The sequence below is a fragment of the Cylindrospermopsis raciborskii Cr2010 genome (assembly GCF_003367075.2).
In the GTDB taxonomy this organism is placed as follows: Bacteria; Cyanobacteriota; Cyanobacteriia; order Cyanobacteriales; family Nostocaceae; genus Raphidiopsis; species Raphidiopsis raciborskii.
The window spans coordinates 2,475,444-2,500,820 of sequence record NZ_CP065936.1 but is presented as its reverse complement, the minus strand read 5'-3'; the positions used below and the strand labels follow the sequence as shown (position 1 = coordinate 2,500,820).

The window sequence follows — 25,377 nt, the reverse complement described above, 5'->3', positions numbered from 1 at the left end:
TTCCTATTAAACGCTCAAACGATGACGACCTTTTTTTCTTCTGGATCTAATTACGTTTCGACCGGTTGGGGTTTGCATTCTGGCGCGAAACCCAGAAGTTCTCTTTCTTTTGCGACAAGTTCCACCCAGTGTTCTTTGCATTGTTTTCTCCTCTTAGGCAATTTTATAAAAAGTCACAATCTCTTATCTTAGCACTTTACTCCAGATCAGAACATATTTTGCAGGTACTAGATTTAGGATATGCTAATGATCCAGGTTCCAAGATAGCGAGGAATTTGCACCCCACCAGGGGAGAGAACCTGACAGTTAAAATAGAACATCCCGCCAAAACTTGGGTTTTGCACGTTGGAGAGAATTAGTTCAACTTTACTACGAGCAGGCACGGGTTCTTGGGTCACTATCTCAATTACTCTTGTTTCTTTATCCCATTTTACTTCTTTTATATCTAAACTTTTACCTTTAACTCGAACTTCTATTTCTTTGGTGTCAAAGCTACCTTTGTAGTGTTCAGGATAAGTGATATTAAATTGAGATACTGGCAATTTCATTTTATTGGCAGGCAGTCTTAGTCTATATCTGTCTGTGCTGTTAGTTTGTCCGCCAAAATCCAAGAAAAACGACAGCTGGTTTTCTGATTTTACACCGCTAAACAGTGTTAAGCCTGGTAGGCTTTGAGCTAGGGTGGTAGTGGAAATACCAGTTAATAGACAACTAGACAGGGCTAAAGCCGGGAGTAAACGTTTCATAATTTTAACCATTCGATGATAGATTTGATTGGTATGACGTAGAAACTGGCATAAAGGTGCCAGCAATCATCAAGCAATTTTTACGGACGTTAAGTTTTTTTTCGATTTTGGACACAGCTTTAACTAAACCACTAGAATACCCTAAACAAATGAGAAAAACAATCTCAAGAACCTAGCCACTTGTTTTGAACCACAATAATATACTCAGTAATATGGATAAAAAAATCCCTAAGATAATCTGAAAACTTACACACAAAACCTGACACATAGTATATACATCAAATATACATCAAGTACAACAGCTTGCTAATGTCCAGGATTATACGTCCGCAAGCACCAACGGTAATCCATGAAGATTAAACCCGAAGCTGGGATGTTAGGAAATATTGAGTATTGATCTTATTCATCTTGAGGAGACTAAATGAAAATTGCAGTTGCTAAGGAAATAGAAGTAAGTGAACGGCGGGTGTCATTAGTTCCTGACATGGTAGCCAAACTGGTCAAACAGGGACTAGAAATCTCTGTGGAAACCGGTGCAGGAGAAAAAGCATACTTTAGTGATGGGGACTATGAAGCAGCAGGGGCAAAAATTATTACTGATGCTGCTGTATTATGGGGTGAAGCTGACATACTGCTTAAGGTGAGTCCACCCCAGGAAAGGGAAGATGGTCGTGAGGAAATAGACCTGCTCAAACCAGGAGCAGTGTTACTTAGTTTTCTCAACCCCCTGGGTAATCCGGAAGTAGCTCGAAAATTAGCACAACGGCAAATCACTGCTCTAAGTATGGAACTAATACCCCGTACTACCAGGGCCCAAAGCATGGATGCCCTGTCTTCTCAAGCTTCCATAGCTGGCTATAAAACTGTATTATTAGCCGCAGCAGCACTGCCCAAGTACTTTCCGATGTTGACCACCGCAGCAGGTACTATTGCGCCTGCTAAAGTCTTTATTATGGGTGCAGGAGTAGCTGGGTTACAAGCTATAGCTACTGCTCGTAGACTAGGTGCTTTAGTAGAGGCTTTTGATATACGCCCAGCAGTGAAGGAGGAGGTACAAAGCTTAGGAGCGAAATTCGTAGAGATTAAATTAACAGAAGAAACCACAGCAGCGGGTGGTTATGCCAAAGAGATTTCTGAAGATAGCAAAAAACGCACCCAAGAGGTGGTTGCTGAACACGTCAAACACTCGGACATAGTCATCACCACAGCTCAAGTACCAGGTAGAAAAGCCCCCATCCTAGTCACGGAGGATATGGTAAAAGGAATGAAACCTGGCTCTGTAATTGTGGATTTAGCGGCGGAACAGGGAGGAAACTGCGCTTGTACAGCACCTGGTAAGGATATAGTTTATCACGGTGTGACTATTATTGGACCGATTAATCTGCCTTCGTCAATGCCTGTACACGCTAGTCAACTTTATGCCAAGAATGTTACTGCATTAATGCAGCTGGTCGTTAAAGATAAAGCCCTAAATATTAACTTTGCAGACGACATTGTTGATGCTGCTTGTATTACCCACAATGGTGAAATTAGAAATCAACGCATCAAGGATGCGCTACAGGCTGTTCCAGTTTAATTTTTGAACAACCTCGAACTAACAATCTGTGAAATCAATCTCAAATCACAATGACTGAAACACTACTTGCGGCTTTGTCTGTACTTGTTTTGGCTTCTTTTATAGGTTTTGAAGTCATTAACAAAGTTCCCCCCACACTACATACTCCTTTAATGTCCGGTTCCAATGCTATTTCGGGAATTTCCGTAATTGGTGCGATTTTAGCAGCGGGGGAGAAAAACACTAGTTTATCGGTAATTCTTGGTTTAATTGCGGTCATATTGGCCATGGTTAACGTTGTCGGTGGTTTTTTGGTAACTGACAGAATGTTGCAGATGTTTAAGAAAAAGGAGGTTAAAGCATGACCAGTTTTATCCCTACCGGTATTCAGCTAACCTATTTACTGGCTGCATCCCTATTTATATTTGGCTTGAAAAAATTAGGCTCTCCTGCAACTGCACGCAATGGTAATGTTATTGCAGCAGTGGGAATGTTATTGGCCGTAGTTGCTACTTTATTAGACCAAGAGGTTCTCAACTATCAGATGATACTGGTGGGTCTAGTCATTGGTTCCATTATTGGGGCTATTGCAGCTTATAAAGTGCAAATGACGGAAATGCCTCAAATGGTGGGTTTACTCAACGGTTTGGGTGGAGCATCTTCCGCTCTTGTAGCTGTTGCTGAGTTTTGGCGTCTTTTGGATGCTGGCCAATCTATACCTTTGGATATTAATATATCCATGCTATTGGATGTGTTAATAGGTGGAGTGACTTTTACTGGTAGTTTTCTAGCTTTTGCTAAATTGCAAGGTTTAGTTAGTGGTACTCCCATTACTTTTCCCCTGCAACAACCTGTGAATTTGTTGCTTTTAGGTACATATCTAGCGGGGAGCGCCTATTTAATTGCTTCTCCCGACAGTTTACCAGTATTTTTAGCCGTGGTGGCCGTTTCCCTGGTACTTGGAGTAATGTTCGTATTACCCATTGGCGGTGGAGATATGCCAGTAGTAATTTCTCTGCTAAACTCATTATCAGGTGTGGCAGCATCAGCAGCAGGCTTTGTGGTGATGAATAATATGTTAATCATTGCCGGTGCTTTAGTTGGTGCTTCTGGAATTATCCTTACAGAAATTATGTGTAAGGCTATGAACCGCTCTTTGTTCAGTGTTCTATTTAGTGCCTTTGGTTCTGTTTCTACTGTTAGTGGTGGAGCTACTACTGCTACTGGTAATCAAACTGTGCGGAGTATTGATCCTGAAGAGGGGGCTATGATGTTGGCTTATGCGCGTTCTGTAGTCATAGTACCGGGTTATGGTATGGCTGTAGCACAAGCTCAGCATAGCATTCGTGAGTTAGGAGATCAACTGGAGCGCATGGGTGTGGATGTTAAATACGCCATACATCCAGTAGCTGGTAGAATGCCAGGACACATGAATGTATTGTTAGCAGAAGCTAATGTGCCTTATACTCAGTTGTATGACATGGAGGATATTAACCCCCAATTTGAACAAGCTGATGTAGCTCTAGTTATTGGTGCCAATGATGTGGTGAACCCCGCAGCTCGCAGTGATGCTAACAGTCCAATTTATGGCATGCCCATTTTAGAGGTTGATAGGGCTAGGCAAACCATTGTGATTAAGCGAGGTATGAGTAAGGGTTTTGCTGGTGTAGACAATGAGCTGTTTTATAAGGAAAAAACAACCATGTTATTTGGTAGTGCCAAGGATATGGTGGCTAAGTTGGTCTCTGAGGTGAAGCAGCTTTAGAAATATAGGGAATGGGAAATGGGGATCGATTAACATTTACGTTTATGACTCATTGGCGATCGCTTGTGGTTTGCCCAATTGTTAATGATATTTTTAAAAACAAGCTCCTCAAATGATATGATGAGCGACTTAACAGTAGCTAATCAAAATACTAACTAACCTTAATTATGACCCAAAAATATAGTATTACCCTACTTCCTGGCGATGGTATTGGTCCTGAAATTATGGAAGTAGCGGTGGATGTACTAAAACTGGTTGGTAAGCAATTCAACTTGAATTTTCAGTTTGAAACTGCTCTAATCGGTGGTGCAGCGATCGACGAAACCGGAGAACCTCTACCATCCCATACCCTGGAGACCTGTGGGCGCAGTGATGCAGTTTTATTGGCTGCTATAGGTGGTTATAAATGGGACTCTTTACCTGCAAATAAACGTCCTGAAGCAGGACTATTGGGATTGAGAGCTGGGTTAGAACTATTTGCCAATTTAAGACCCGCAAAAATAATCCCTCAGTTAATAGGTGCTTCCACCCTCAAACCGGAAGTAGTGGAGGGTGTGGATATCATGGTGGTACGAGAACTCACAGGGGGGATTTATTTTGGTAAACCCAAAGGTATTTTCACTACAGAAACAGGAGAAAAACGTGGTGTAAATACGATGGTTTACAGTGAATCAGAAATAGAAAGAATTGCCAAAGTTGCTTTTGAAACAGCACAAAAACGAGGTGGCAAACTTTGCTCAGTTGACAAAGCTAATGTGTTGGAAGTATCTCAGTTGTGGCGAGAGGGGATGAATAAATTGGCTCCGGAATACCCCCAAGTAGAGTTATCCCACTTATACGTAGATAATGCTGCCATGCAATTAGTTCGAGCCCCCAAGCAGTTTGATACTATTGTCACTGGCAACCTTTTTGGTGATATTCTCTCCGATGCAGCAGCTATGCTAACCGGTAGTATAGGCATGTTGCCATCAGCTAGCTTAGGATCTTCCGGTCCAGGTGTGTATGAACCCGTCCATGGTTCTGCTCCTGATATTGCAGGACAAGACAAAGCCAATCCTCTAGCACAAGTCCTAAGTGCGGCTATGATGTTACGCTATGGGTTAAACCAACCAGCAGCAGCAGACAGCATAGAAAACGCAGTGTTACAGGTTTTACAACAAGGCGATCGCACAGGAGATATTATGTCTCCAGGAATGAATCTTTTAGGGTGTAGAGCTATGGGTGACGCTTTAATGGACATTCTGGAAAAAAATAGTTAAATGGTCTATATAGTTAGATAGTCCATGAGGAAAAATTTAGCGTTACTTGCTAAAGGTTTCCGATAAACTAAAACCAAATCTAACTCCATCTATATAATAACCAAAGGGTTCCAGTGTACCTTTCACAACCAGATCTCAATAGTTTCAGTGTCCAACCCAACCAAACTGCTTTGATCGATCCCGCCGTGATTAAAGCTGCAGGGCAAATTTATCACACTTATTCTCAAGTCCATCCAGAAATTATCGGTCAAGTATCAGGGGTGGCGATTAGTCGCACAACCTATAGGGGTAAGGTCATTTTTACCCAACAACCGATTCTTTTACCTCAGGAGTGTTTTATACCTTTACAACAAATAGAGTCTTGTGTCTACTAAACCAGTAATTAGATGTTGATATCATGCTAACTTTAGTGCCTAGCAGTATCATTGTTTTAGTATTAGGTGCATGCGTTGGTAGCTTTATCAATGTGGTGGTTTACCGACTACCCAGAGGATTGTCATTGCTATGGCCTTCTTCCCATTGTCCTCATTGCTTGAGTCCATTAAAGGTTTATCATAACTTGCCCATTTTAGGCTGGCTATGGTTAAGAGGAAAATGCGCTGATTGTCAAGGTAAAATTTCCTATGGTTATCCCCTAGTAGAGTTGTTGACCGGAATAATATTTTTAATCGTATTTTGGGTGTTTCAATTTTCACTGCCAACTATTGGCTATTGGGTTTTTTGTAGTTGGTTACTAGCTTTATCCCTAATAGACTGGGAGACAATGACCCTACCAGGTAGTCTGACTAAATCAGGACTAGTATTGGGTTTAATATTTCAAACCACCTTAGGTTATGTAGCACATAACACCTGGTATGGCACCATTGGGCAGTTAATGTGGGGAATAGGTGGTATGGTTTTAGGTTTATGGTTGTTTGACATTATTGCTAGCTTGGGATTTCTGTTTTATGGCAAACCAGTTATGGGTGGTGGTGATGGTAAACTAGCAGCAATGATGGGTGCTTGGCTGGGTTGGCAATACTTATTAGTAGCTAGTTTTATAGCCTGCTTTTCTGGGGTGTTAGTAGGTTTTGGGGCAATTATTGTCTGTGATGGTCAAATGGAACAAAAAATGCCCTTTGGACCGTTTTTAGCCTGGGGATCGGTGATTTCTATATTTGGTGGTGAGGTCATCCTGGATCATTACCTGCGCTTTGTACTATCCCATTCTTGAGGTGAAATATATGTGTTGTAATATAATTCAAAGGAGATGAGAAATGACAGAAAATCTCATCAAAGCCCTTAATAAAAGTTCAACAACCATAAGATAACAATGGCAAACAACGAAGAATCCCGCGGTTTAAAGTCTTTATTAGATTGGTTTGCAAATCGTCGTAAATCCGGGAACACAAATTTGGATCGTCAGGAACGAGAAATTGCTGATGGATTGTGGCACAAATGTCCTGAATGCGGAGTTCTTTCCTATACTAAAGATCTCAAAGCTAATCAAATGGTTTGTTCAGAATGTGGTCATCATAATCGTGTCCATAGCGATGAACGCATTAGACAATTAATAGATGCCAATACCTGGACATCTATGGATGAAAACTTACGCCCCACAGATCCTTTGGGTTTTCGCGATCGCAAACCCTATAGCGATCGCCTGCGAGAGACCCAGGAAAAAATCGGGTTAACGGATGCGGTCAAAACCGGATTAGGACAAATCAACGGTTTACCCATTGCCTTAGGAGTGATGGACTTCCGTTTTATGGGAGGGAGTATGGGTTCAGTGGTAGGGGAAAAACTAACCCGTTTAATAGAGCAGGCCACCCAAAGACGCTATCCGGTAGTAATAGTTTGTACATCTGGTGGTGCCAGAATGCAGGAGGGAATGTTATCTTTAATGCAAATGGCTAAAATTTCTGCCGCTCTCCAGCGTCATCAGGATGCCCGTTTACTATATATTCCCGTCTTGACCAATCCTACCACCGGTGGTGTTACTGCCAGTTTTGCCATGTTAGGGGATGTAATTATTGCCGAACCCAAGGCCACCATCGGTTTTGCTGGTAGAAGGGTAATTGAACAAACCCTGCGGGAAAAACTCCCGGAAGACTTTCAAACCGCTGAAGATCTGCTAAAACACGGTTTTGTAGATGAAATTGTTCCTCGAACCCAGTTAAAACATATCCTAACCCAACTGATATCCTTACACCAACCCGTGCCCACAGCAGTAAATATGGTTTTATTAGCTGGAACCTAAAATTGAAACCGGGGTGGGAATATAGCCACAACCCCCACCCATCAATCACCAGCTATAAATCAAAAATCTGAAATCTGAAATCCCCTAAATGGTAAACTGATTCATGCTGATGTTAATGATGGGGAAATATGTTTATAAGACTGATAAGCGTTGTTTTGGCTACTGTTTTGCTGTCGTTTCATCTTTTTATGGGTAGTGCAACCGCAGTAGAGCTAGATGAAGCCACGAGAACCGTCAAACTGAATGAAGCTGGTGATACAATAGTTATTAGCCCTAAGCAGTTACAAGAAGGAAAAAGGCTATTTCAAGACACATGTGCTCAATGTCATGCTGGTGGTGTAACTAAAACCAACCAGAATGTGGGTCTGGAACCAGAAGCTTTGGCGGGTGCTGTCCCAGCACGTGACAACATTGAAGGATTGGTGGACTTTCTCAAGGAACCTAAAACTTACGATGGTGAAGAGGATATATCGGAAATACATCCTGGTCTCAAGAGCGCGGATATCTTTACGGAAATGAAAAACCTCACAGAGGATGATTTAAAAGAGATATCGGCCTACATTCTTATCCAACCCAAAGTCGTTGGTACTCGCTGGGGTGGTGGTAAAATATACTACTAAACATCTCTAGTCGGTAGCTTTCTCTAATGCGCACATTTTTGTTTTAAAATAGTTTTAGTTCCTAGTCCTGATTTGCTAAGAGTATGGGGGTTTAACTTGATTAAATTCTCATCTGCTCCACGAACTCCGGTCTAGGAATTATTTAATAAGTACAACTAAAAAAAAGCGTTTATCCCTTGCAGCTGGCTAAATCCATAAAAAATAACCGGAAAAATAAATTTTTATATGACAAGCTGTCATATTTAGTGTTAAATATAGATAACATGAGATTGGAAAAATAAAACTATATCTCGGGAGAGAATTATGAAACTAATCATGGCAAATTGGAAGCGTTTAACCTTGACTGTGCTGACTTTGGTTCTAGCCGTTAGCACCTTAGTCCTGTTTACCCCCACCGCATCAGCTGAAACCTACACCATCAAACTAGGTACTGACAGAGGACTCTTAAAATTTGAACCCAGTAAGTTAACAATTAAACCCGGGGACACAATCAAATGGGTTAACAATAAAGTTCCCCCCCATAACATTGTATTTGATCCCGTTAAAAACCCTGGTAAGGATAAAGTCTTAGCCAAATCCTTGTCCCACACTAAATTATTGTTGAATACTAGTCAAAGTGCGACCACAACTTTTCCAGCGGATGCACCTGTTGGTGACTATACCTTTTACTGTGCTCCCCACCGTGGCGCTGGTATGGCGGGTAAAATAACTGTTGCTAGCTAAAAGATATAGCTTCGGTTTTTAAAAACGGTTAGAGTGAATTTATGGCACGCCCAGCGTGCCATTGACGTATAATCAAATAGTGATTATTGGGAGGAAAATTTCTTGTCTAGACCTCTACCGTTATTAGTTTTAATTCTAGCGATCGTTGTATTTTTTAGCTTCACACTTATTATCGAACCAGTCTTATCAGCAGAAACAAGTAGAGGTCATGCTATTTTTAAGACCGAATGTGCTTCCTGCCATGTAGGGGGTGGTAACATACTTGTTGAAAATAAGACTCTGAAAACATCAGCCATGCAAAAATACTTAGAAAACTATGACACTGACCCTATTGGAGCGATTGTGAATCAAATTCAGAATGGGAAAAGTGCCATGCCTGCTTTTAAGAACAAGTTAACCAAGGAAGAAATTCTAGAGGTGGGTCTCTATGTTTTTCAAATGGCAGAAACAGGATGGTAGATTTAGTGGAGATCAAAACTATGATGTGATGACCACCACTAAACAAGCCATGCTCATTTTACCTACCTACTTTGGGGTTGCGCCCTGAGTTTGAGGAACGTTCTCACTGGCATTATTGACCAAATTGAAACGGAGTTGGAAAGGATAAGAACTAATGTTCTGTTCACCTTTAGGGGGATTGGCGTTAAAAAACTCCCGGGTTTGAGATTGGAGTTGGGGAGACACCGATTGGTCTTGAAACTTAATATCCAAAACCTTGCCATCAGGGTCCACAACCAAACGACCGAAAACTACACCTTCCATATCCCGGTTGTTCACAGACACACTTTGGCGGATTGGGTACTGTTCTTTAGAATTAGGGTATTCCTTAAGAATGGTTTGTCTGAGTTTGTTATAGGATTCCAACCTAGCGAGTAATTGTTGTCTTTTTTGAGTTCTGGCATCATTCCCTTGAGATACAGGGTTTTGCACTTCTGGTTGGGAACTAGGCAAACTAGGCGCTTGTTCCTGTAACTTTGTAGGAATATCTGGAACTGGCTTGTCTGGAACAACCGCAAGGGGCCCACCTAACTGGCCTGCAGTAGGTGAAGGAGAAGATGGATTGGAATCAGCTACATTTTGCTGTGGATTAAAGTTAGCTGGGGACTGGTTTTGAGCTATTACCCCAGTGTCTTGCGCACCGCCACTAGGGTCACTATCAATCTTAGCAGTAGAAGGATTATTTAAAGGCTCACTTGGTATTTCCGTGGTTACTTGGTTATCAGCTTGTGGTGATTTACTATCATTGGATTGATTTAGTCTAATTTGGGCATCTATATTATTGACAAAAGCAGATGTTGATGAAGGGGAAAATTTATCTTTGAAGCGTAAATTACTAGCTTTATCTACACTAGTGGCGGGGATCCTTGGCAGTGATTGCCTTTGAGGCAATACAGAAAGATTATAGTTAGAAGAAGAGGTAGGGATAGGAGGTAAGAGGGGAGGGGGTAAAACTGGCTGAACAGGAGGTTCTTGTCCAGCAACACTCAAACCACCCAGGGGAATTTGGGATTGTAAGGCCAGTTGGGGGAGCTGGGCGGCTATTTGGGCTGAAGTAGACTGTGGCAGTCTATTTTGGTCAGCAGGACTCAATTCCATTAGTCCCACAGCCTTAGTCGTGTCAGTTCGTGCAGTCTGATTGTGATTAGAATCAATGGGCATTAATGGCACAATCAAGGCAATAGCCCCATGGATACCAAGAGAAGCTATGGCAGCTATTCCTGTGGGCTGGCCTAATATTTCTGGAATGCTTTTCAGGACGGAGACGTAAGACATAATCTGAATCGTTCACTCGACTTAGTTGCTGTCAGCTAGTTCCAGCAGGCAAAAGGCGGGCAACTAACATAACTTACTTGGGGTTTGCAGTCACAGCCATTTGTGCCATGCCCAACTAGAAACTTGATTTCTTAAATTATATTCCCATTTTCCAAATGTGGCTTCATCTATTCTACAAATAATAACTGTCCACCTATCAACCTATCAAAAGAATTTGCTCATAGGCATTTTTTCCTCCACCTCTGGTAAAGTTTCTAAGGCTAAAACCCCGGACTGACTGGATCCAGAGAGAAGTTTTAACAGACTTGGTCGGGAATCATACAACAGATAAATAATGCGATCGCCCACTTCCCAAGTTTCATTCACCGATATTACCTGTAACCTTTCTTCTCTTTCCAATAACAAGGGCACTAGTACGCCAGTGCGAATCTTTTCCTGAATATGCTGCTGTTGACTTTCAAATTCTTCTTCGTTTAAAGTTGTATTTCCCAATTTCACCCTACCACCGCTCAAATACTCATTCCAGGTTTTTATTGGTAGGTCAGAAACAAAAGCCTGACTGACCCTACTATGAACTGAAACATTACCATGAGGATCTCGGGGGAATATGGCCAAAACTCGAGGTGGATTGAACTCTTCTGCTGCCCGCTGGGACAAAACAAAATTCACTTCTCCATTGTTAGTCATTGCTATGAATGTACCTATTTTAGCAATACCCGCATTTTCTAAAACCTGAGCATCTAAAGCACTATTCACAACCACAGGCAAGTTTTGAGCTTCCGCCTGAGCTAAATATTCTGAATCAGTATCAATTATTACTACCTTCTCTCCCCGTTCCTGGAAAAAGCGAGCAATCAGCAAACTGAGGGGATTACAGCCAACTATCAAGGCTCCTGTTAAATTTTCTGAAGTAATTCCTAGGCATTTCACGAGCCATGAAGCTGTTAAACCCTGACAAAAAACAGTCATAATAATAGTCAGAAATACTAAAGCCTTAATGGCATCTCCACCATTAATTCCATGTTGGGTTAGGGAAATGGCAAATAATGAAGCTACAGAGGCGGAAACTATTCCCCTGGGAGCAACCCAACTTAAAAACAACTTTTGCCGCCAATTCAGACCACTATTCCAAGTACACAAAAGAATATTAATTGGACGCACTACAAACATTAATACCAGGACGGTAAATAAACTGCCCCAACCTAGGGCAAAAACACTAGCAATAGATAAATCCGCTGCCAATAAAATAAACAGTACGGAAACGCCCAGAATTGTCAGTTGATTTTTAAAGCTGCGTAATAAGCGTTCTTCGGGAACGGATGAGTTAGCAAATACCGCACCCGCTACAACTGTGGTCATTACCCCAGATTCGCTGCGGATGGCTTGCGCCATGGTAAACAGACCCCATAGCAATGCTAAAACTACCAGATTTTTCAGTTCAAAGGAGAGGAAGTTGGCACGTTTGAAGACCATGCTCATGACTAAACCGCCTAGAACTCCAATAATCCCTCCCACACCCAGTCGCATTATTAGACCCATAATTGCTCCCATGGGATCCGGATCGCCATTAACAATGGTATCCAGCACCACATAAGCCAAAATTGCCCCCACAGGATCAATTAAAACCCCTTCCCCTTCTAATAGGGTAGCAACTTGCTTATCTACATTAATTTGTTTAACTAATGGTCCAATAACAGTTGGTCCAGTAACTACAACTATGGAGGCGTAAAGAAAGGCCAAGTTCCAGGGAAATTCTCCTAGCCAATGGGCTGCCATACTCCCACCCAGCAAGGTAATTAAAGTCCCCAGGGTTACTAACAGTTGCAAACTCACTGAAACCCTACCCACCTCACGGAAGTCCAATTTCAGTCCACCTTCAAATAAGATGATTGCCGTTGCTAGGGAGACAATCACTTCTAATCCGATACCTAATAATTGAGGATGTAATATTCCCACACCATCATTACCCAGGATGATGCCCAAGAGGAGTAGTAGTACGATACTTGGCAGACGGAAGTGTGCAGCCATCACCTGGGCACTAATACCTACCAGAACCGTTAGTACCATTTGTAAAGTGATTTGAAAAGATGTTTCCATGTTGTGGATTTTGTGATCTTGGCCTCAAAATCCTTTAATTAACCTCTTCAATAGTTACAAGTGTAAGTTTACAAGTCTAAATAACATTCCCGTCATGACGAATCCGAGGGCGTTTTTTCTACTTGGCTCCCTATATTACATGTTTTTTCCGGATTTAGCCACCCGCTGGGCATATTATGTCGGAAATGTGAGGAAATCTTGGATTGAAAGATGTGCAATTGCTGCAATTAAGAGGTTTACTCTTACCCAAAAAAGTTAGCAAAAAAAATTTTTCTTAAACTAGTTGACATTCCCGAAATAATAGGGTAGGTTAATAACAGTGAAGTCCAGCGCCCCCATCGTCTAGAGGCCTAGGACATCTCCCTTTCACGGAGGTAACGGGGATTCGAATTCCCCTGGGGGTATATAAGTATATAACAATTAAACCATATAATAACAATATCTATGTTCATGGGGGATAACCATTATTATCATTAGGAAGTATTATGAAAATCTTAGTTACTGGCGCAGCAGGCTTTATTGGATTCCATCTGAGTAACTACCTATTAAATCGGGGTGACTATGTGGTAGGAATTGACAATCTGAACAGCTACTACGATGTATCTTTAAAACAAGCTCGATTGGTGCAATTAGAACCCCACAATAAACTATTTAGCTTCATCCCCCTAGATTTAGCTGATCGCGAGAGGGTCAACAATTTATTTGCCCAACACCAATTTGATGTGGTTGTTAATCTAGCAGCTCAAGCTGGGGTCAGATATTCCATAAAAAATCCTCACGCTTATATTGATAGTAATATCATAGGATTTACTAATGTTTTAGAAGCTTGTCGTCACTATGGAGTGAAACACTTAGTATTTGCTTCCTCTAGCTCTGTTTATGGAGCTAATACCAAAATACCATTTTCTACCCATGACAATGTGGATCATCCTATTAGTTTATACGCAGCTACTAAAAAAGCTAATGAGCTAATGGCACATACTTACAGTCATCTGTATGAATTACCCATTACTGGACTACGCTTCTTTACTGTTTATGGTCCTTGGGGAAGGCCAGATATGGCCTACTTTTCATTTACCAAAGCTATTTTATCCGGACAGCCCATAGATGTTTTTAATTATGGTAAAATGAAGCGTGACTTCACTTATATTGATGATATTATCGAAGGGGTAGTAAGAGTTATAGATACTATCCCTCAAAGCAATCCTAACTGGGTTAGTGATATTCCTGATCCTGGTAGCAGTAGAGCGCCATACAAAATATATAATATTGGCAATAACAGTCCGGTAGAGTTAATGCACTTCATTGAAGTTATAGAACAGTGCCTAGGGATAAAAGCCAAAAAAAATATGCTACCCCTACAACCTGGAGATGTGACTATCACCTATGCGGATGTTGATGATTTAATTCAAGACGTTAACTTTAAGCCTGATACTCCTATCGAGGTGGGAGTGAGACAGTTTGTTAAATGGTATAGGGAATACTATCAGGTTTAAGCCGGGTTCAGACTAAACTTCAAGGGTTTATCCTGTTGATAAATCAGGTGATAGTCACTGGATAGAGCTATTTCGGCCTTTTGTAATTCCGAACCCAAATACATAGCGTGGTCAACTTGTAGTCCGGGAGAATTTAATGTTATTTCTCGGGAGAGTTGAGTGGAGGATTTACCAGAATAACAATTAACTACTTCGCCTGAATTAGGAGTAGTATGCTCCACTATAATGCTACCATTTTGGAGGTAAATAATAAAGTTGCCAGCTGGGTCATAGTAATCCTTTTTTTGGCATATTTTGTGGTAGTGGGAAGCAATTACATTTTCTGCATGTTCCCAGCATTCATCATAAATATGAGCACTTTGACTAACAGTAATTAACGGTCCAAGTTGGAGGTTCTGATGAATATCAGATCCCCGGACAATGCCATCATAAATATATTTTTGTAAAGCTCTTAATCCCATCCCATTGGCTGGCCAAGCAGAAAACATATCATTACTACGGAATGTTGCTGTTAGAGATAATTGATCATCTACTATTCTCACCCAAATATGATTTAAACAGGGTGGACTGTCATGCTCATCCTTGACCGCATCCCATAAAGACATGACTGCTCTAGCAGAATCAGGATCATTAATTAATTTATCAATGACCTGTTGAATTTGGTCTTTGCCAAACCAAGAACGTAATCTTTTCCCATAAGTATATTTGACACCTTCTTGGTCAGGAGCATCATCTAAAACCTGGGAAATATATTCTGGTAAATAGCTTCTTTCGATGGGTAAATAATTAGGCTCAGGAAAATAAAAATCATCAGGTTCATCGGTGATAATTGCCATTAAATCGATTAATTCTTGCCATTGACTATCATAAGCACTAGGTCTAATTATCCCTGTGGTTTTAATCCGATGGATAATCTTCACCCAGGTTTCAGCTATGGTTTTACCTTCTATTCTATGGCCGTAGCGTACCCCCGGTAAAATTGTGGTTTCAAACTGAGATATGGGAAATTCTAGTGCCATACCCCAAGGAGCAATCATAGGTTTTTGGGCGTAATATTTAATTTTTTCCACCGCTAGGGAAATTGATTTTGCTGTTGCTACCTCTATACTGTGACGTAGTTTTTCTAAAGCATTCAGGTCAATATCAATATCTATATATCCAGTAATAGAAGAGCAAATTACCCAAGACCTGCGACCACTAGCACTAAAATTTTCTTCCACACCATGAGCAAAAAAATCTAGCAAACATTCTATAGCACCAGCATTTTTATCTTCTTTAGTAGCATTTATAACTATTAAATAGTGCACATGGGGATTTAACAACAAATTGCGAACTAATATATTTATCCCCCTAGTTGATGAGTACAACTGTCCAATAACTGCATACTCGGATGGTTGTAGACGTTTACATAGGGCTTCTTTTACGGTCCAACCAGTTACTACTGCTGTGTTTCCATGACCGTAAATCAATTGATTGCTTTTATACTTTGCAATGTAATTAAATCTATCCATTTTAACTTCTGGTGTCATATGAACAGATCAATGATGAATTTCCAAGTTGAGAATGTATCGACCCAATTGCAACTTTTGCGACCACAATTCATATTCAATCCGTAAATTTTCTGGCAAAATTTTTCCAGTTAATTTTAGATTAGTGGTAAAATTACGTAAGCGAATGGGTTGGCATGGTTGTAAAGATTCCAGAGGTAGCCAATAGCGACTAATTCCATAAACCCCTTTCTCCCAAAAATGCCTGTAACTGATTTGAGTATTACCCTGCATGGTCATGGTTATTCGGTAGGGTGAAATCTCTAACCATAAAACTCTGGGACTGGGAGGGGTTTGCAAATGTTTGTGGATGGGAGCGATCGCATTTTCCGTAGTGGACATATTGTCTGCTTCACAACTAATTAAGGGGGGTGCTGTTAGAAGTAGGTGAAACCTTTCACTATCTTTTTGATATAGGGTAGCAGGAGTTTCCACCACTGACCAAACTGGTAAATCGGTGGAAATAATAGATAAACAAACGGGTTTGTGGTGATGAGTGAGCATGATCAATCGCCGCAGCTATATGGGAGAGCATGTTTTGTTAGAAACTTGGATACTAGGACCTAAAAAGGGGTAGGATATTGGGGAGGAATTTACCAGTGACAGCAACAGAAGCGACTGAAAAATTCCCACCTATTCCAAAGCTAGTGTACTCTAATGTCAGCTGATATTATAACCTTAGAAACTCAAGAAACTGGTTCTCATAACTTAATTATTCACAGATCTGATTCCGATTTGTCTCTACAAGGTCGCATTCAGGTTCCCGGTGATAAGTCTATTTCTCATCGCGCTTTGATGTTGGGAGCTATTGCTGAGGGAGAAACGGAAATTCAAGGACTGCTATTGGGTGAGGATCCCCGCAGCACCTCCAGCTGTTTTCGTTCTCTGGGTGCGGAAATTTCTGATTTGAACACCCAGTTGGTGCGGGTTAAGGGTATTGGTTTAGGGAATTTCCAAGAACCTCTCGATGTTTTAAATGCGGGCAACTCGGGTACGACTATTCGCCTAATGTTGGGTTTGTTAGCTTCCCATCCTGGCAGATTTTTCGCTGTGACTGGTGATGATTCCTTGCGATCGCGTCCCATGTCCCGTGTGGTCAAGCCTTTACAACAAATGTCAGCTCAAATCTGGGGTAGAAAGGGTAATACTTTAGCACCTTTAGCTATTCAAGGGCAATCTCTTAAACCCATCCATTATCACTCCCCCATTGCTTCAGCTCAGGTCAAATCTTGTATTCTTCTTGCTGGTTTGAACACGGAAGGAAAAACTACGGTAACAGAGCCAGCTTTATCTCGAGATCACAGTGAACGAATGTTAAAGGCTTTTGGAGCGGATTTAACCATAGACCCAGGAAGCAATAGTGTGACTATTACGGGTAACGCTAAACTTTATGGTCAGAAGGTGATTGTTCCTGGTGATATCAGCTCTGCTGCTTTTTGGTTGGTTGCTGGATCTATTGTTCCTGGATCTGATTTAGTGGTAGAAAATGTCGGTGTCAATCCCACCCGCACAGGAATTCTGGAAGCTTTGACTATTATGGGAGCAAATATCCAATTAGAAAATCAGCGGGAAGTCGCAGGAGAACCTGTTGCTGATTTGCATGTGCGCTCTAGTCAACTACAAAGTTGTACCATTGCTGGCGATATTATACCTAGACTAATTGATGAAATTCCTATTTTGTCCGTTGCTGCTACCTTTGCTAAGGGAACAACTATAATAAGAGATGCAGCAGAGTTGCGAGTCAAGGAGAGCGATCGCATTACTGTAATGGCACAACAGTTGAATAAAATGGGTGCTAGAGTTACTGAGTTACCTGATGGTATGGAAATTATTGGTGGTACTACTTTAGTAGGTACGGAGGTGGATAGTTATACAGATCATAGAATTGGCATGAGTTTGGCGATCGCAGCTTTAAATGCTCTTGGTACTACTACCATTCATCGTGCTGAAGCAGCAGCTATTTCCTATCCTAATTTTACCAGCACATTAGTAGAAGTTTGTCATCGACATTGCTAAACCATGCCCAAACACTTTAACACCGCTGGCCCCTGCCAATCCGACATCCACTATATGCTTTCATCCCTCGATCGTCTTCCCACCTTAGGGAACCTGATTGATCAGCGAGGTTATTTTGTCATTCATGCTCCCCGTCAAACGGGAAAAACCACTGCTATGATGACCCTCGCACAGCAGTTAACAGAAAGTGGTAACTACACAGCGATTGTTCTGTCAGTAGAAACCGGATCCGCCTTCAAACATGACCCTATACTGGCTGAAAAATATATTATTCGGAGTTGGATTGGCACGACTAAGGTAACTTTACCTGGGGAACTACAACCACCCAAGTTGCGAGACATTCAAGAAGAAATGGGTTTACTTGACCCCAGTGATTTGGATATTAAAACCTATCTTCAGGCTTGGACTCTCGCTTCTCCTCGTCCTCTGGTGGTCTTTTTAGATGAAATTGACAGTCTGGAAGATGAAACCCTGATTACAGTGCTGCGACAGTTACGAGCCGGTTTTCCCCTCCGTCCCCACGGTTTTCCCCATTCCCTAGCCTTGATTGGGGTGCGAGATGTACGGGATTACAAGGTTGCTTCTGGTGGTAGTTTTCGCCTCAATACTGCTAGCCCCTTTAATATAAAACTAGAGTCCTTTACCCTCAGTAACTTCACCCTTTCAGAGGTGACTACTCTCTACCAGCAACACACGGACGCAACGGGACAGGTGTTTTTACCAGAAGCCGTGGCGTTAGTGTTTCATTTAACCCAAGGGCAACCCTGGTTAGTCAATGCGATCGCTCGTCAACTGGTGGAAGTCTTAGTCACTGATCCCACTCAGCCCATTACCGTTGCAGAGGTTGCTCAGGCGAAGGAATTGATTATTCAACGTCAAGAAACCCACCTAGATAGCTTAGTGAAGCGGTTGCGAGAGCCTGAAATTCAGGCTATTTTTGAACCCATGTTATCTGGTGATGAACTGGGGAATATACCAGAGGATGATGTACAACTGTTACTGGATTTAGGACTTTGCCGCTTGCAAAATGGCAGTGGCTTGCAAGTAGCTAACCCAATTTACAAAGAGATTATTCCCAGGGTGCTGGCTTATGTAACCACTGCTTCCTTACCTGCACCTTCTCTTAATCCCCATTGGCTAAACCCTGATCGTAGCCTGAATCCAGAGGCACTACTGGGGTCTTTTCTGGACTTTTGGCGACAACATGGGGAACCTCTTTTGAAAAGTGCGCCTTACCATGAAATTGCTCCTCATCTGGTGTTAATGGCGTTTTTGCATCGCGTACTGAATGGTGGCGGTAGGTTAGAGCGGGAGTACGCGATCGGCTCAGGTCGCATGGATATTTGTTTGCGCTACGGTGCAGTGGTGATGGGGATGGAACTGAAGGTGTGGAAACCGGGTAAGAAAGATCCACTCCCCCAGGGACTCCAACAGTTAGACAAATATCTCGCGGGACTGGGACTCCATACGGGTTGGTTAGTCATCTTCGATCGCCGTCCTGGTTTACTTCCCATTGAAGAACGCACGACTACAGAAGAAGTGGTCAGTCCAGGGGGTAGAGCAATCGTTGTCATTCGGGGTTAAATCGATGGAGAAAAGTCTCTACTTCCTGTGCAGTTGGTTGAGATGCGATCGCTCCTGGGTTGATAGTAGTCATGGCACCTACCGCACTGGCATAGGTAATAACAGATTTGGCAATTTGCGGATCGCTTAAAGCTTGAATGCCATACTGGTTTAACTGATGGACAAACCCAGCCAAAAAACTATCTCCCGCACCAGTGGTATCCACCACGGGTACGGAAAAGGCTGGTAGTTTGCCCTCATTTTCCGCCAAACAATAGGAACAACCATTTTCTCCATCTGTTACTAAAACCCCTTCTAAAGAGTTAATTCTATAAGTAATTGCCCCGGCATCACTAGTATTAAATAGCCACTCGCCCTCTTCTTTAGTCAGCTTGATAAAATCACAATTGGGTAATATTTGGTGAATCTTCTGCTTTGCTAACTCGCTGTCTTGCCAAAACACAGGTCGCCAATTCACATCCAAAATAATCTTTAAGTCATACCGTTCCGCTAGTTTTAAAGCTTGATGAGTAGCGGCTTCACTTTCGGGGTAGGCCAATTCTAATGTTCCCAAGACTAAAAAATCCGCTTCGTTAAACAACTCTTCAGGTAAATCACTGGCCTTTAAGCAGGTGTCAGCAAACTCCCTGGTATGATATTTACCAAATCCAGCAAAAGTGCGATCGCCATTCAAGTCTCTAACCACATAAACTTGACGGGTAGGAGCTGTAGGATGGCGTTGAACACCTCTAGTATCTACACCTACATCTCCCAGGAGTTTTACCAGGGTGTCACCTGGTTCATCCTGTCCTACAGCACCGATAAATCCTGCTTTTGTTCCTAGTTTAACCAAAGCACAGGCCACATTAGCAGGAGCTCCCCCCGGGTAAGGAGTCCAGGAGTTCACTTCTTCTAATTTTAGACCTATTTGATCAGCTAGACAATCAAATAAAATCTCGCCAAGACACAAAACACTGGAATTACTCATCTGACTTTAGATAAATGACCTAGTTGGGGAGTCTGTAGGAATGGATTCAAAAACAATAGAGTTCACTATTTTTAGTCTGTTCAATATGATCAAACAACTAAATTATATCTTAAATTTATCCTATCTTTTAGAATATTTGGTGCAATAATATAACAAATTTGTCTATTTTTAACTACCAACAGAGTTAATCTTTGGAATACTAACGGAGAAATCTATAAATCATGGCTACTAGTGAGTCTCGGACCCCTGTTACTCTCTCAGATAGAGAACTGCAAATCATCGACTTGGTGGCCGCAGGCTTAACTAACCAAGAAATTGCAGCAAAGTTGGAAATTAGTAAACGTACGGTTGATAACCACATTAGCAATATCTTGACCAAAACCAGGACAGACAACCGAGTAGCTTTAGTACGTTGGGCTTTACAGTGGGGAAAAGTATGCTTAAATGATATTAATTGTTGTACATTGCCTAACTACGATATCTCAAATGGTTCACAGGATTCAAATATCAGCTAATTGATTTGACAAACTAACATCTGTTTGCTCTATCAAAAAGCTGCCTATAAATCCAAAGAAGCATTTTAGCATGAACGGGACATCTATAAAAAAAATGAGAAAACTTTACTTTTTATTACCGGGAACAAATGGTAAGTTCGCCTGTGGTGGTCTTTGGGCTGAGTTAAAAACCATTAGTTTAGTCCGCAACATCTGTAATGCAGAAGTTGTCACCTATCGACAACGGGAAAAAAACCTACTGTTTTTGGACGATCTCCTCCCAAACCCAAATTTGCAGGATGTGATTTTTGTGGTTAGCTGGGGATTTGACATTCCTAAATTGGTACGTAAACTGCAAAAATACAATGTGGTCTATCATGCTCACAGTGCTGGATATAAATTTCATCTGCCATCTTCTATACCTATTATTGCGGTCAGTCGCAATACTATGGGATACTGGGGACAAAAAGCACCCAATAATTTAATTTATTACTTACCTAATCAAATTTCTGACGAGTTTACTAATCTTCATTTAGACAGGGATATTGATGTCCTAGTCCAGTCTCGCAAGTCCTCAGAATATCTACTCCAGCAATTAATTCCCGCACTCCAACAAAAATGTCGGGTTTTAGTAGCGGATTCTTATGTTCCAGATTTACCAGGACTATTCAATAGGTCGAAGATTTACCTTTATGACTCTGCGGAATACTGGGCCCAACAGTCTGTTACTGAAGGCTTTGGGTTACAACCCATGGAAGCTTTAGCATGTGGTTGTCAGGTTTTTTCTAGTATTAACGGTGGTCTTTCAGATTATTTAGATCCCGCATTTAATTGCTATAAAATAGCTGGTTATTCTATTGAGTATGATTTACAACGCATTATAAAAATATTGGATTCCTCAGTTCATTTAACTTTGTCTAATCAAGTTTTGTCTGAGCATCGAACTGAAAGCATCACAGCACGACTTTTAGTAATCCTATCGGAAATTAACCACTTTTTTGACCATCAAAGCCATCAATTATCTACTATTCCCCAACTCACTAAATTCCGATTGGCAACTTTATTGATGAAAAGGGTCTACGGCAAATTTATCCAAAGCTGTTTGGGTAGAATGTCATAATTTCCTAACAAAACTATCCCTGAACCGGGAGTAAATGTTATAATTTGATAACAATTGATCCCCGAAGACCTGATAAATAGGTAAAATGGGTAAAAAACCCACTCTACTCCTTGATCAATAGGCATAATTACCTGTTAGTATTTCATCAGGAAAAACACACCGCCCGATCCCAAAATCGGAAAGTATGTAAACAAATTAAAAAAACAATAAAAACGCTTATACACTGGGCAAAACCAGAAGTCAGGAATGAAAATTCATTTAGAATGGGTAACATTTTATGAACCTTCCTATAATCAGGGGAAGCAATTTGCCCTACAAACTACTGGAGGCTAAAGCCAATGGCAAAAGAACGCCCACCTATGGAGGAGATGACCCTCAGGCAACTCCGTAAAGTTGCCAGTGAGTATGGTGTATCTCGGTACAGCAGAATGCGTAAATCCCAACTGCTGGCATCAATTCAAGAAGTGCAAACTCGCAAATTTTCGATTAGTCCATCTCAGTCACTGGAGGCGCAGGAAAACGTGGAAGCAACAAAATTTGAACTAGGTCAAGAAGATCGTAATGGTGGTTCTTTGTCTGACGTGGACGCTGGACTAGGAGATTTACCAGGTGGTTATGGTGAAAGTCGCATCGTACTTTTACCCCGGGATCCACAATGGGCTTACACCTACTGGGATATACCTAATGAGCATAAGCAAGAGTTGCGTCGCCAAGGTGGACAACAATTGGCTCTACGGATTTATGATGTCACCGATGTTGATTTAGATCATCAAAGTCCTCATAGTCTTCAGGAATATCCTGCGGACGAATTGGCTAGGGAATGGTACTTACCTATTCCTGTGAGCGATCGCGATTATGTTATAGATATTGGCTATCGTACTCCCGATGGTCGCTGGTTGGTGCTAGCACGTTCTGCGAGGGTTCATATTCCTCCTGTATATCCCTCGGATTGGATTGAAGATGTGTTCATCACCGTGGATTTTGAGGAAGACCTGCGTGGTAAGACCAAGTATGAATTAATACCTCCTGCTAAGAAAGCGGCGATTGGAGTTTCTACTGCAATCCCTGGAGGTGATCCAGTTCGTGACAAAATCTATGATTTAGCGGAATCAGGGGAAGCACAAAGAGTTGCTGGTTCCCTGTTTGGCTCTATGCAGCATGTACCTGGTTCCGTACGTCCAGAACAGGCTATAAGTTCTTATGTCTTCCCATCCGGTGTTGGTATGTGGGCAGTCCCCACTGCATCTGGCATTAACGTTAATATGTCTGGTGTTGGCATGTCCGGTGTCGGATTCTCTGCTTCCGCAATACCTGTACGTCCTAGACAATTTTGGTTGGTTGCTGATGCGGAACTAATTGTCTATGGTGCGACTGAACCAGATGCTACGGTGACCATTGGTGGTCGTCCAATTAAACTCAATCCAGATGGTACATTCCGTTTCCAAATGTCCTTCCAAGATGGTTTGATTGACTACCCAATTTTGGCTGTTGCTGCTGATGGTGAGCAAACCCGCTCTATTCACATGAAGTTTGAACGGGAAACACCTTCTCGCCATACTAATACCAAGGAAGAAGCTGTTCTGGAATGGCTTTCTTAGGTATTGAATTTTACATTACTTTATAACTGCAATTTCTCTCCCGCTATATAGCTATATGGCGGGGGTTTTCCCTACTTCTGGTGTTTTTCATAGGCGGAAACTATCCTTTGCACCAGGGGATGACGCACCACATCCTTTTGGGTAAACTCACAAAATGCAATACCCTCAACGTGTTTTAAAATTTGTAAGGCCACGGTCAAACCTGAGTCTTGATTGAGGGGTAAATCAGTTTGGGTGAGATCACCGGTAATAACCATACGGGAACCGAAGCCTAAGCGGGTTAGCACCATTTTCATTTGGGAAGGTGTAGTATTTTGGGCTTCGTCAACAATGATAAAGGCATTGTTTAAAGTACGTCCCCGCATATACGCCAAAGGTGCCACTTCGATGATTCCCCGTTCCATCAAGTTGGGTACTTTTTCCGGGTCAATAAACTCATTAATAGCGTCGTAAAGAGGACGCAGGTAGGGATTAACCTTTTGCTGCAAGTCCCCAGGTAAAAATCCTAGTCTTTCCCCAGCTTCCACTGCAGGACGTGTCAAGATCAATCTTTCAAACTGATTAGATAGCAGTTCTTGTACAGCAACCACAACAGCAAGATAGGTTTTACCCGTGCCCGCAGGACCAACACCAAATGTTAGGTCTCGTTTGCGAATGGCTTCAATATATTGTCGTTGACGAAAAGTTTTAGCGCGAACCTCTTGACCACGACGACTCTTAGCCAGAATGTCCCGTTGTAAATCCTGCAGTTCCCCCTGGCGATCGCCCTCTATTGCTTGACGTGCGGTTAAAATATCCGCACTGGCAATATTATTCCCTGTACTCCAAAGCTCTTCTAGGGATTGGACTATTTTCACTGCTAGATCCACATGTTGTTCCTTACCGGAAACCAGAAGTTCTTGTCCCCTGAGAACCAAATTAGCTCCCGTTTGTTGGGACAGAAATTTCAGATTTGCTTCCCCATATCCTGCTAGTGCGATCGCACTAGGAATATTAGGCAACCCAATTATAACCGTACCTGCCATATTTGTAAAATTCGTGGAACATACATCCTTAACCTCATTAAAGAAGTTAAGGATCCCAGTATGAGGTTGTTGATAACTTAACGACGGAAACGGGGTTTAGAAAAAGATCCGGGGGTATTTCCACTCCGTGATTTGGGTGGGAATATTTTTTCTTCCTCATCACTTCCATCTGGACTATGGGAATTATTGCCATAAATGTCCAGATATACCGATTGACCCGCTAATTCTGCTGCTGCTGTAACTACAGTCCTAATTGCCTGAATATTGCGTCCTCCCCGACCAAAAACCTTGCCTTTGTCCGTAGGGTCAAAAGCAATGCGAATCCAAGCCCGTTTTAGGGTATTGGACATTTCACAATCGATTCTCAAAGACCCTGGGGAGTCCAAAAATGGTTCCACAAGAAATCTCACCAGTCCCGTATAGTTAGGACTGGTTGTTGATAATTTTGTCTCTAGCTTATGATGATGCGGCGTTGGCACTGACTTGTTCAAAAACATTAGCTTTTACTAAAAGGCGACGAACTGTGTCCGTAGGCTGAGCGCCTTGTTGCAGACGCTTTACAATACCAGGAACATCAAGACGCACTTCATCAGTTCTGGGGTTGTAAAATCCTAGTTCTTCCAAAGGACGACCATCACGACGAGATAGGTCGTTAATGGCAATAATACGGTAGCTTGCTTCCCGCTTTTTACCAAGTCGCTTTAAGCGCAATTTGATCATGTTGAGAGTTTATTCTCCTGTTAATTTATCAGT

At 41.8% G+C, this 25,377-nt stretch carries 26 protein-coding genes and 1 tRNA gene; 17 read left to right on the top strand and 10 right to left on the bottom strand.

The window, feature by feature from the left end; genetic code table 11:
• Window positions 1-6: 6 nt before the first annotated feature.
• The gene (rpmH, locus tag C6N34_RS11385; protein WP_071985364.1) at window positions 7-141 is read right to left on the bottom strand and encodes a 50S ribosomal protein L34; all 135 of its coding nucleotides are present in this window, start codon (window positions 139-141) and stop codon (window positions 7-9) included.
• A 92-nt stretch (window positions 142-233) separates the two neighbouring features.
• On the bottom strand, window positions 234-746 hold the full coding sequence (locus tag C6N34_RS11380; RefSeq protein WP_115538798.1) for a DUF2808 domain-containing protein: 513 nt from the start codon (window positions 744-746) through the stop codon (window positions 234-236).
• A gap of 421 nt (window positions 747-1,167) precedes the next feature.
• Between C6N34_RS11380 and C6N34_RS11375 the strand changes: the two genes are divergently transcribed.
• From C6N34_RS11375 to C6N34_RS11330, 10 genes are all read left to right on the top strand, one after another.
• Window positions 1,168-2,322: a Re/Si-specific NAD(P)(+) transhydrogenase subunit alpha gene (locus tag C6N34_RS11375; protein WP_115538764.1), complete on the top strand. Its 1,155-nt coding sequence runs from the start codon at window positions 1,168-1,170 to the stop codon at window positions 2,320-2,322.
• 50 nt (window positions 2,323-2,372) lie between these two features.
• Window positions 2,373-2,666: an NAD(P) transhydrogenase subunit alpha gene (locus C6N34_RS11370; RefSeq protein WP_006276576.1), complete on the top strand. Its 294-nt coding sequence runs from the start codon at window positions 2,373-2,375 to the stop codon at window positions 2,664-2,666.
• The gene (locus C6N34_RS11365) at window positions 2,663-4,066 is read left to right on the top strand and encodes an NAD(P)(+) transhydrogenase (Re/Si-specific) subunit beta (protein ID WP_115538765.1); all 1,404 of its coding nucleotides are present in this window, start codon (window positions 2,663-2,665) and stop codon (window positions 4,064-4,066) included. Before C6N34_RS11370 ends, C6N34_RS11365 begins: the two co-directional genes overlap by 4 nt.
• A 167-nt stretch (window positions 4,067-4,233) precedes the next feature.
• Window positions 4,234-5,325, top strand: coding sequence for a 3-isopropylmalate dehydrogenase (gene leuB, locus C6N34_RS11360; protein WP_115538766.1), 1,092 nt, complete (start codon window positions 4,234-4,236; stop codon window positions 5,323-5,325).
• Between the two features lie 113 nt (window positions 5,326-5,438).
• Window positions 5,439-5,699, top strand: a complete 261-nt coding sequence (locus C6N34_RS11355; RefSeq protein WP_006276579.1) for a hypothetical protein — start codon at window positions 5,439-5,441, stop codon at window positions 5,697-5,699.
• 23 nt (window positions 5,700-5,722) lie between these two features.
• On the top strand, window positions 5,723-6,538 hold the full coding sequence (locus C6N34_RS11350; RefSeq protein WP_115538767.1) for a prepilin peptidase: 816 nt from the start codon (window positions 5,723-5,725) through the stop codon (window positions 6,536-6,538).
• A gap of 99 nt (window positions 6,539-6,637) precedes the next feature.
• Entirely contained in the window at window positions 6,638-7,564 is a 927-nt protein-coding gene (gene accD, locus C6N34_RS11345) for an acetyl-CoA carboxylase, carboxyltransferase subunit beta (RefSeq protein WP_006276581.1), read from the top strand.
• Between the two features lie 128 nt (window positions 7,565-7,692).
• Window positions 7,693-8,184, top strand: a complete 492-nt coding sequence (psbV, locus tag C6N34_RS11340; RefSeq protein WP_040008552.1) for a photosystem II cytochrome c-550 — start codon at window positions 7,693-7,695, stop codon at window positions 8,182-8,184.
• A gap of 303 nt (window positions 8,185-8,487) precedes the next feature.
• Window positions 8,488-8,907 carry a plastocyanin gene (gene petE / locus C6N34_RS11335; RefSeq protein ID WP_115538768.1) on the top strand — a complete coding sequence of 140 codons (420 nt, stop codon included), beginning with the start codon at window positions 8,488-8,490 and terminating at the stop codon, window positions 8,905-8,907.
• A 102-nt stretch (window positions 8,908-9,009) separates the two neighbouring features.
• Complete coding sequence (locus C6N34_RS11330) at window positions 9,010-9,366, top strand: c-type cytochrome (protein WP_115538769.1); 357 nt, start codon at window positions 9,010-9,012, stop codon at window positions 9,364-9,366.
• Window positions 9,367-9,432: 66 nt separating this feature from the next.
• Here C6N34_RS11330 and C6N34_RS11325 read toward each other — a convergent pair whose 3' ends face one another.
• Both C6N34_RS11325 and C6N34_RS11320 read right to left on the bottom strand, forming a co-directional pair.
• Window positions 9,433-10,680 (bottom strand): energy transducer TonB, encoded by a 1,248-nt coding sequence (locus C6N34_RS11325; RefSeq protein ID WP_057177503.1) that lies wholly within the window; start codon window positions 10,678-10,680, stop codon window positions 9,433-9,435.
• 204 nt (window positions 10,681-10,884) lie between these two features.
• Window positions 10,885-12,777 carry a cation:proton antiporter gene (locus tag C6N34_RS11320; RefSeq protein WP_057177502.1) on the bottom strand — a complete coding sequence of 631 codons (1,893 nt, stop codon included), beginning with the start codon at window positions 12,775-12,777 and terminating at the stop codon, window positions 10,885-10,887.
• Window positions 12,778-13,108: 331 nt separating this feature from the next.
• Here C6N34_RS11320 and C6N34_RS11315 point away from each other — a divergent pair.
• Together C6N34_RS11315 and C6N34_RS11310 are read left to right on the top strand one after the other, a co-directional pair.
• Window positions 13,109-13,181: transfer RNA gene (locus C6N34_RS11315), tRNA-Glu, on the top strand.
• Between the two features lie 81 nt (window positions 13,182-13,262).
• Window positions 13,263-14,273, top strand: coding sequence for an NAD-dependent epimerase (locus C6N34_RS11310; RefSeq protein WP_057177501.1), 1,011 nt, complete (start codon window positions 13,263-13,265; stop codon window positions 14,271-14,273).
• Here the strand turns inward: C6N34_RS11310 and C6N34_RS11305 are convergent.
• Together C6N34_RS11305 and C6N34_RS11300 are read right to left on the bottom strand one after the other, a co-directional pair.
• Entirely contained in the window at window positions 14,270-15,802 is a 1,533-nt protein-coding gene (locus C6N34_RS11305) for a thymidylate synthase (RefSeq protein WP_115538770.1), read from the bottom strand. The genes C6N34_RS11310 and C6N34_RS11305 overlap by 4 nt on opposite strands.
• Window positions 15,803-15,811: 9 nt before the next feature.
• Window positions 15,812-16,324 (bottom strand): hypothetical protein, encoded by a 513-nt coding sequence (locus C6N34_RS11300; RefSeq protein ID WP_057177499.1) that lies wholly within the window; start codon window positions 16,322-16,324, stop codon window positions 15,812-15,814.
• A 153-nt stretch (window positions 16,325-16,477) separates the two neighbouring features.
• Between C6N34_RS11300 and aroA the strand changes: the two genes are divergently transcribed.
• Together aroA and C6N34_RS11290 are read left to right on the top strand one after the other, a co-directional pair.
• Complete coding sequence (gene aroA, locus C6N34_RS11295) at window positions 16,478-17,836, top strand: 3-phosphoshikimate 1-carboxyvinyltransferase (protein ID WP_115538771.1); 1,359 nt, start codon at window positions 16,478-16,480, stop codon at window positions 17,834-17,836.
• 3 nt (window positions 17,837-17,839) lie between these two features.
• Entirely contained in the window at window positions 17,840-19,420 is a 1,581-nt protein-coding gene (locus tag C6N34_RS11290; protein WP_057177497.1) for an AAA-like domain-containing protein, read from the top strand.
• On the opposite strand, the gene C6N34_RS11285 is transcribed toward C6N34_RS11290, so the two are convergent.
• Complete coding sequence (locus C6N34_RS11285) at window positions 19,407-20,387, bottom strand: carbohydrate kinase family protein (RefSeq protein ID WP_115538772.1); 981 nt, start codon at window positions 20,385-20,387, stop codon at window positions 19,407-19,409. The two genes, C6N34_RS11290 and C6N34_RS11285, sit on opposite strands and share 14 nt — an antisense overlap.
• Before the next feature lie 221 nt (window positions 20,388-20,608).
• Between C6N34_RS11285 and pedR the strand changes: the two genes are divergently transcribed.
• From pedR to C6N34_RS11270, 3 genes are all read left to right on the top strand, one after another.
• Window positions 20,609-20,902 carry a photosynthetic electron transport-dependent transcriptional regulator PedR gene (gene pedR, locus C6N34_RS11280; protein ID WP_115538773.1) on the top strand — a complete coding sequence of 98 codons (294 nt, stop codon included), beginning with the start codon at window positions 20,609-20,611 and terminating at the stop codon, window positions 20,900-20,902.
• A 94-nt stretch (window positions 20,903-20,996) separates the two neighbouring features.
• Window positions 20,997-22,001, top strand: coding sequence for a glycosyltransferase (locus C6N34_RS11275; protein WP_057177495.1), 1,005 nt, complete (start codon window positions 20,997-20,999; stop codon window positions 21,999-22,001).
• A 338-nt stretch (window positions 22,002-22,339) separates the two neighbouring features.
• A complete protein-coding gene (locus tag C6N34_RS11270) occupies window positions 22,340-23,599 on the top strand; it encodes a DUF4912 domain-containing protein (RefSeq protein ID WP_115538774.1) in 1,260 nt (419 codons plus the stop codon).
• Between the two features lie 71 nt (window positions 23,600-23,670).
• Here C6N34_RS11270 and C6N34_RS11265 read toward each other — a convergent pair whose 3' ends face one another.
• The 3 genes from C6N34_RS11265 to rpsP all read right to left on the bottom strand — a co-directional run bounded on the left by C6N34_RS11265 (window position 23,671) and on the right by rpsP (window position 25,344).
• Window positions 23,671-24,624: a PhoH family protein gene (locus C6N34_RS11265; protein WP_006276597.1), complete on the bottom strand. Its 954-nt coding sequence runs from the start codon at window positions 24,622-24,624 to the stop codon at window positions 23,671-23,673.
• 77 nt (window positions 24,625-24,701) lie between these two features.
• Window positions 24,702-25,121, bottom strand: a complete 420-nt coding sequence (locus tag C6N34_RS11260) for a KH domain-containing protein (RefSeq protein WP_057177493.1) — start codon at window positions 25,119-25,121, stop codon at window positions 24,702-24,704.
• Window positions 25,081-25,344, bottom strand: a complete 264-nt coding sequence (gene rpsP, locus C6N34_RS11255) for a 30S ribosomal protein S16 (protein WP_006276599.1) — start codon at window positions 25,342-25,344, stop codon at window positions 25,081-25,083. The genes C6N34_RS11260 and rpsP overlap by 41 nt, the downstream gene beginning before the upstream one ends.
• Between the last annotated feature and the right edge of the window lie 33 nt (window positions 25,345-25,377).

What these genes read in the sequence shown, in the direction of transcription:
- petE (WP_115538768.1), top strand. Translation starts at nt 8,488, where the DNA reads ATGAAACTAATCATGGCAAATTGGAAGCGTTTAACCTTGACTGTGCTG.
- C6N34_RS11265 (WP_006276597.1), bottom strand. Translation starts at nt 24,624, where the DNA reads ATGGCAGGTACGGTTATAATTGGGTTGCCTAATATTCCTAGTGCGATC.
- C6N34_RS11365 (WP_115538765.1), top strand. Translation starts at nt 2,663, where the DNA reads ATGACCAGTTTTATCCCTACCGGTATTCAGCTAACCTATTTACTGGCT.
- pedR (WP_115538773.1), top strand. Translation starts at nt 20,609, where the DNA reads ATGGCTACTAGTGAGTCTCGGACCCCTGTTACTCTCTCAGATAGAGAA.
- C6N34_RS11370 (WP_006276576.1), top strand. Translation starts at nt 2,373, where the DNA reads ATGACTGAAACACTACTTGCGGCTTTGTCTGTACTTGTTTTGGCTTCT.
- C6N34_RS11375 (WP_115538764.1), top strand. Translation starts at nt 1,168, where the DNA reads ATGAAAATTGCAGTTGCTAAGGAAATAGAAGTAAGTGAACGGCGGGTG.
- accD (WP_006276581.1), top strand. Translation starts at nt 6,638, where the DNA reads ATGGCAAACAACGAAGAATCCCGCGGTTTAAAGTCTTTATTAGATTGG.
- psbV (WP_040008552.1), top strand. Translation starts at nt 7,693, where the DNA reads ATGTTTATAAGACTGATAAGCGTTGTTTTGGCTACTGTTTTGCTGTCG.
- C6N34_RS11380 (WP_115538798.1), bottom strand. Translation starts at nt 746, where the DNA reads ATGAAACGTTTACTCCCGGCTTTAGCCCTGTCTAGTTGTCTATTAACT.
- rpmH (WP_071985364.1), bottom strand. Translation starts at nt 141, where the DNA reads ATGCAAAGAACACTGGGTGGAACTTGTCGCAAAAGAAAGAGAACTTCT.
- aroA (WP_115538771.1), top strand. Translation starts at nt 16,478, where the DNA reads ATGTCAGCTGATATTATAACCTTAGAAACTCAAGAAACTGGTTCTCAT.
- C6N34_RS11320 (WP_057177502.1), bottom strand. Translation starts at nt 12,777, where the DNA reads ATGGAAACATCTTTTCAAATCACTTTACAAATGGTACTAACGGTTCTG.
- C6N34_RS11310 (WP_057177501.1), top strand. Translation starts at nt 13,263, where the DNA reads ATGAAAATCTTAGTTACTGGCGCAGCAGGCTTTATTGGATTCCATCTG.
- C6N34_RS11285 (WP_115538772.1), bottom strand. Translation starts at nt 20,387, where the DNA reads ATGAGTAATTCCAGTGTTTTGTGTCTTGGCGAGATTTTATTTGATTGT.
- C6N34_RS11270 (WP_115538774.1), top strand. Translation starts at nt 22,340, where the DNA reads ATGGCAAAAGAACGCCCACCTATGGAGGAGATGACCCTCAGGCAACTC.
- C6N34_RS11350 (WP_115538767.1), top strand. Translation starts at nt 5,723, where the DNA reads ATGCTAACTTTAGTGCCTAGCAGTATCATTGTTTTAGTATTAGGTGCA.
- C6N34_RS11300 (WP_057177499.1), bottom strand. Translation starts at nt 16,324, where the DNA reads ATGCTCACTCATCACCACAAACCCGTTTGTTTATCTATTATTTCCACC.
- C6N34_RS11275 (WP_057177495.1), top strand. Translation starts at nt 20,997, where the DNA reads ATGAGAAAACTTTACTTTTTATTACCGGGAACAAATGGTAAGTTCGCC.
- C6N34_RS11325 (WP_057177503.1), bottom strand. Translation starts at nt 10,680, where the DNA reads ATGTCTTACGTCTCCGTCCTGAAAAGCATTCCAGAAATATTAGGCCAG.
- C6N34_RS11305 (WP_115538770.1), bottom strand. Translation starts at nt 15,802, where the DNA reads ATGACACCAGAAGTTAAAATGGATAGATTTAATTACATTGCAAAGTAT.
- leuB (WP_115538766.1), top strand. Translation starts at nt 4,234, where the DNA reads ATGACCCAAAAATATAGTATTACCCTACTTCCTGGCGATGGTATTGGT.
- C6N34_RS11290 (WP_057177497.1), top strand. Translation starts at nt 17,840, where the DNA reads ATGCCCAAACACTTTAACACCGCTGGCCCCTGCCAATCCGACATCCAC.
- rpsP (WP_006276599.1), bottom strand. Translation starts at nt 25,344, where the DNA reads ATGATCAAATTGCGCTTAAAGCGACTTGGTAAAAAGCGGGAAGCAAGC.
- C6N34_RS11260 (WP_057177493.1), bottom strand. Translation starts at nt 25,121, where the DNA reads ATGTTTTTGAACAAGTCAGTGCCAACGCCGCATCATCATAAGCTAGAG.